Below are 5,490 nucleotides of genomic sequence, written 5' to 3'. Positions count from 1 at the left end.
ACCTGAGCTTTGAATTCAGGTGCATGACGCTTCCTTTTTCTGACTGTCATTTTCCCCTCCTTGAAAGGGCATCATACAGTCGAAAAACTTAACTTAGCCAGTGGTCCAGTTTTTGGGGTCCACTATACATTGGCCTATTGGGTCGATGTTTTCAAAGTCAGTAGTTCTATCAATTTCGCCGAGAAATACAAGCTTATCCGTTATCCATAAGGGTTCATTCGTTAAGCTGGAGTCAAAATACTTGCCAACCTTTTTGCGATCTAGAACTGAGCCTATTTCATCACCGGAGTACTCTCTATAAGAGAATGCTTCTGGGTGGGCTACAACTGTTGGACTTTGATATTTTATACCTTCAGCTCTAGCTTCAGAGTAAAGCTTAACAAGCGGAACTAAACCACCTGTATGGTCATTATGTCCATGAGAGATGACGATATAGTTAACATCCATTAAGGACTCGTTCATTTTTTTAGCGGTTTGAATAAATACGTCAGAATAGCCAACATCAAACAATACCTTTGTATCACCTTCCGTAATCAAATACGAGACACCCGGCTCACCTAAATAATATCGATCAATTATTGTGTTGTTATCAACTAATACTTTCAATTCCATCATCTATTTTCCATAAAACGATTCAACTATGCTTTGCAACATAATTTATGCATTAATAATGCTTGCTTTTCATTAAAGAAATATAAAAAAAATGAAATAAAGAGGGGCGGCTATTTTTTATAACACGCTCAATTGGTCAACAACCGACTATCGCCGGTGCTCATAACTCTTACCTGAAAAAGCATCCTTTCCGCAAAGAAAAGCTCTTCGTACACAGCGTGCCATGCAGTGATAGTAGGGCGTGCAAGAAGGATCGATCAGGTTTTTCCGGGCTGTTGTCATGGTTGCCTGCTCTTTCACGAAACGAAAGTGTTTAAAGCAAGGAAGCTTCGCTGATTTAGAACAGAAAATAGACTGCATGTCCGGTTAGTCAATTTTATGGGTGTCCTTTACTTTTGGGTGTCCTTTACTTTCGCTTTACTTTACTTTTTACCTAATGATTAATTATCGGGGAACGTAGATGGCCAAGCCCTTTATACGTGTATATGCATCACCTCGGTTTATGCTTGTGGCATTACCTGTAGCATATGCACTTCCATCGGCTCCTGTTGCGATAGCCGAGCCATAACTTGTGGTAATACTGGGTGCATCTCGCTCATTGATTTCAGTGAGTATTACACCGTTAGCACCTATTTTTGCTGCTTCTAATTTAATCCTTTCTATTGCCGAATTCATTAGGCTGCTGCTCTTTTTGAAATCATGACCAGCACTAGCAGAAACTATTGCAATTTCTTCAAAATTATCAGGTGCATTGCGATATAATCTTACTTCATTAGAAGATATTGCTGATCTTGTATTTCCAGTGACAATAGCATTTCCATCCATGATGGTGCAGCCTGTTGTAAATAAAACTGCCAAACCAATCATAAAAAAACTAATTAATCTCACGAACTTCTCCAAAATTTAAGGAACCCCATAACAGCTATTAGGTCTCAACCGAGTAATATTGGATATTGACCTCACTTACCAGATATCACCGGGTTTTCTTTCTTATAAACTCACATAAGTTATATCACTCTTTTTCAGAGTTTATATAACATACTGTAATTCAAGATAAAATCCGTTAAAAACAGGCTATAGCCCAATATCTCTCACTTGAGTTATTTGCGAAGGTTAATAATGATCGTTGGTAACCACCACAGGTTGGTCGATGGATCACCCATTGTGTAAAAAAACAGCGCCAGCCTGAAGTCGCTCAGCAAATGAATACGCTACCGCCCGTCTTACCCTCTACAAGACTACTCAGGGGAAAGCACCACTTGTACACGCTGTCATCATTGGCACAGAAACTATGCATGGTACCACGGGCAAAGCATTGCCGCCTTCACCCGGGCCAAAATTCTCGAAAGGATCAGTCTGACAGACCGGGAAGATGATCCGGGGTTGAATAACAGACAGCAAGCCGGATGGCTTCAGACAGACTGACGGCGCTTGCCTGCCCGGTGCCGGCGATATCATAGGCGGTGCCATGATCCACAGAGGTTCTCAGGAAGGGAAGGCCGCAGGTGATGGAAACGGTGCGCTCAAAGTCCACCATTTTGGTAGCGATGTGTCCCTGGTCGTGGTAGAGGGAGAGCACTCCATCAAAAGCCCCCTGAAGTGCCTGGTGAAAAACGGAGTCGGCCGGTATCGGACCTGTGACGTCTAACCCGCTGCTCTTTGCCCTCAGGACTGCCGGGCGGATGGCACAGACTTCCTCATCGCCAAACAGGCCGTTTTCTCCACAGTGGGGGTTCAGGCCGGCCACTGCCAGCCTTGGTTGGGGTAGGCCCAGTGAAGTGAGCACCTGGCAGGAACGGAGGATCCCATCGTAAACACGGCTTTCATTGATCGCGTCACAGGCCTGCCTCAGGGAGAGGTGACGGGTAAGAAAGAACACCCTGAGGTTTTTCACCTGGAACAGAGTCATAGGGTCTCGGGTGCCTGTGAGGGAAGCGAGAATTTCGGTATGGCCAATATGAGGAATCCTGGCTGCACGCAGAGATTCTTTATTGATAGGAGTGGTCACCAGCACAGTGTTGTTATGGCCCATGGTAAAGTCGACTGCTTGTTCGATAAATTGCAGGGCCGCTCTGCCGGCAGCGGCGGATATTTCTCCGAGGCGGATGGGGTCCCGGTCATCTTTATTGAGAATCGGGGATTCCAGAAGCAGGATTTCGCCGGGGGATTGTGAAGCGGGAATCTCACCTTCATAAATGCTTATTCGAACAGGGAGTTGGCACAATCTGGCGGCTTCTTCGATGTACTGACGATCCCCTACGACGATTGTCTTGCAATTGCAATTGCAATTGCAATTGCGATTGTGATCAGTACTGCTGAGGGCTTTGACGATGATTTCAGCGCCAATACCGGCTGGATCGCCCATGGGGATACAGATCAGGGGGGGCATTTCAGAAGCTTTATTTTTGATAGGGGGGTTGAACATAGTTTTTTATTAAGTCAAACCGGTAACCTTTTTCTGCCAGGCGTTTAATCAAGGCTGAAAGTGTCTGCTCTCCATTGAAGGCTTTTTGAAACATTTCATCATGGGCCAGCAGGATCAGCTTGTCAGGCTGAAGGGTCTGTTTCCGCGCAAAGCACTGGTCTATCTCATTCACCAGCTGTTGAACACTTTGAATGGGTCGTCCATGGCTGTCATGGGCCCACTCATGGTCCCAGCCGTAAAGCCAGAATCCGGCCTGATAAAGTTCATCAAAGTCCCGGGCTTCAAGACGGTCTTCCTTTTTTGTCAGGTAGATGTCGTCCCGTTTAAGGGTGGGCAGTCTGAAGACATCGCGCCCTGGCAAACGGGCATGCCAGGGTTTGTGAACCAGCCCCAGAATCCGGTTGTTTTTTTCCAGGTCCTGAAGCACTTCCGACGGTTTGCTGAAAAAAAAGCGATAGTGATTCCAGGCGTGGGAATAACTGTGGTTACCGATTTCGAGGTAGCGATTTTGGTGAATGCTGGCGAGCAGTGCCTTTCCATGGGGATAATTTTCAACGTGCAGGCCTACCATAAAAAGCGTCACTGGAGTTTTAGTGGTGTTGACCACGTTAATAATCTGTTCTGCACCGGCAAGAGGACCGTCATCAATGGTCAGGTAAATGGTTTTCTGACCCGCAGGGCATAGGGGAGTGGCCAGGCAGAGGTAAAGGCAGAAGAGTCGGGATAGTCGCATACAGCAGGCTCCACACACTTTCCTTAACCAGCTGGCTGTATGAGTTTAGGGGGGGCGCCAGTGGTTTCAGGCAAGAAACCAGCCCCTGCTGAGGGGCTGGAAGAGGACAACCTGTTGAGCTTAGCAAAGATTAATGAGGCAACCCCATTAATTGGCAGGGTCTCAGGAAGGGAGAATAATGTTGCCGCCCGCTTCGCGAATGGCCATCAGGTTTTCTTCATCAAACTTGCTGTCGGTAATGATGCAGTCCAGCTCATCCAGCGGGCAGATGGTCTTCATGCTGGAGGCACCGTATTTGCTTGAGTCAGCCAGCAGTACGGTTTTATTGGCCCGCTCCATCATCTTGCGACGGATGTAGTAATGGTCAGTAGAAGCGGTGGTGACACCGTTCTGGAGACTCCAGCTGTTGGTGGCCAGGAAGGTGATGTCGGCATTAATGCTGTCCAGGAAGGAGAGGGCTGCAACATCGGTATGGGCTTTGGTGATGGCGCTGACATTACCGCCAGTAGTAAACACTTTGGCAGTAGAGGAATCAGACAGTTGCAGTGCGATCTTGAGGTCAGTGGTGATCACAGTGACTTTCATGCGCATCATCAGTTTGGCCAGCGCCATGGTGCTGGTACCGGCATCCAGCAGCACAATCTGTCCTTCACGGACCTGCTTCAGGGCCTCATGGGCAATGGACTTCTTCTCTTCGATATTGACGGCATTTTTCTTTTCGTAGGGGATATCTTCCATCAGGAAGCTTTTGGAAACTGCGCCGCCGTAGGTTACCCGAAGTTTGTCTTCCTGCTCCAGGGTGCGAATATCACGGCGAATGGTCATTTGTGAGACCTCGAACCGCGCCGCCATTTCCTCGATATTGGCACAGCCTTTCTCTTCTACATAAGAAAGAATGTGTTCGCGTCGTTCAACCGGGAGCATAGTGGTACCTCTTTAATTGGAGTAAAAGCAGTCTGGTGAGTCTGATGAGCAACGGGCATATTGGCAGGTGGACTTTTCCAGGGGGGAAAGGCTCCGGCTGCCGGTGAGCGGTCACACGATGGATCCTTCCAATGTCCTGACGCACCCCTGAACGGGATGGCCCTGGTGCTGGTAAAAGCGGTTGGGAAGGTTCACACCCTCCTGAGTGTAACCTGACCTCACTTTATGCGCAGATGCAGAAGACAGATACTACAGACAAAACGGCATTTGGTCGGGATTATACCACCAGAACGGCTGTGAATTCCCGTTTTTTGCAAAAATAGAGAACTCCACTCTCGCCAAAGCCGTCGTTGTCGGTAGAAGTACCTGTTGTTGGGTGAGCAACGTTATGGGCTTCTGTGTAAGGTTGTAATCAACCTTGATACAAAAGCCTCTTTGACTGGACGCGCTACCAGGCTAAGGTCTCAGTTTTATTGCTGTTTAACCGGGTTACTATTTGATGGTGTAATAAATCAAGAGAGTAGAATCGCTACGACTTTTTCAGCGCTTTCATAAAATCAGCGAAGTGGGGTTTGAATTGCATAAATAACTCGTTGTCTCTATTTTTCAGCATCACCTCACTGAATAACTTTAACCCAACGGCAAAGGCAGTAGCGTCGGCATCCTCAACAGGGCAAAAACATGATCACCAATTGAACAGCGCCATCAAGAAACAGCCTGTATAATCAGGGTTTTTCCTGTCTTTCGATGTCTGCAAAAGCCCTGTTTTCCAAATTCTCCTCGCTCACTGATAAGC

5 protein-coding genes and 2 pseudogenes are annotated in these 5,490 nt (G+C 47.2%); all 7 read right to left on the bottom strand.

Annotated elements, in window-relative coordinates:
- Positions 1 to 93: 93 nt before the first annotated feature.
- Complete coding sequence (locus ACNRUY_RS25680) at positions 94 to 615, bottom strand: MBL fold metallo-hydrolase (RefSeq protein WP_488114514.1); 522 nt, start codon at positions 613 to 615, stop codon at positions 94 to 96.
- 147 nt (positions 616 to 762) lie between these two features.
- Positions 763 to 894 (bottom strand): annotated as a pseudogene (locus tag ACNRUY_RS25675) (transposase); the annotation flags it as partial.
- A 162-nt stretch (positions 895 to 1,056) separates the two neighbouring features.
- Complete coding sequence (locus ACNRUY_RS25670) at positions 1,057 to 1,500, bottom strand: hypothetical protein (protein ID WP_488114513.1); 444 nt, start codon at positions 1,498 to 1,500, stop codon at positions 1,057 to 1,059.
- A 463-nt stretch (positions 1,501 to 1,963) separates the two neighbouring features.
- Positions 1,964 to 3,037: a 4-hydroxythreonine-4-phosphate dehydrogenase PdxA gene (pdxA, locus tag ACNRUY_RS25665; protein WP_488114512.1), complete on the bottom strand. Its 1,074-nt coding sequence runs from the start codon at positions 3,035 to 3,037 to the stop codon at positions 1,964 to 1,966.
- Complete coding sequence (locus ACNRUY_RS25660; RefSeq protein ID WP_488114511.1) at positions 3,012 to 3,770, bottom strand: polysaccharide deacetylase family protein; 759 nt, start codon at positions 3,768 to 3,770, stop codon at positions 3,012 to 3,014. The genes pdxA and ACNRUY_RS25660 overlap by 26 nt, the downstream gene beginning before the upstream one ends.
- A gap of 162 nt (positions 3,771 to 3,932) precedes the next feature.
- Positions 3,933 to 4,694 carry a DeoR/GlpR family DNA-binding transcription regulator gene (locus ACNRUY_RS25655; RefSeq protein ID WP_488114510.1) on the bottom strand — a complete coding sequence of 254 codons (762 nt, stop codon included), beginning with the start codon at positions 4,692 to 4,694 and terminating at the stop codon, positions 3,933 to 3,935.
- A gap of 529 nt (positions 4,695 to 5,223) precedes the next feature.
- Positions 5,224 to 5,349 (bottom strand): annotated as a pseudogene (locus ACNRUY_RS25650) (DUF3861 family protein); the annotation flags it as partial.
- Positions 5,350 to 5,490: the final 141 nt, after the last annotated feature.

The sequence above is a fragment of the Endozoicomonas sp. Z74 genome (assembly GCF_057680865.1).
This window is presented reverse-complemented; position numbering and strand designations above follow the sequence as displayed.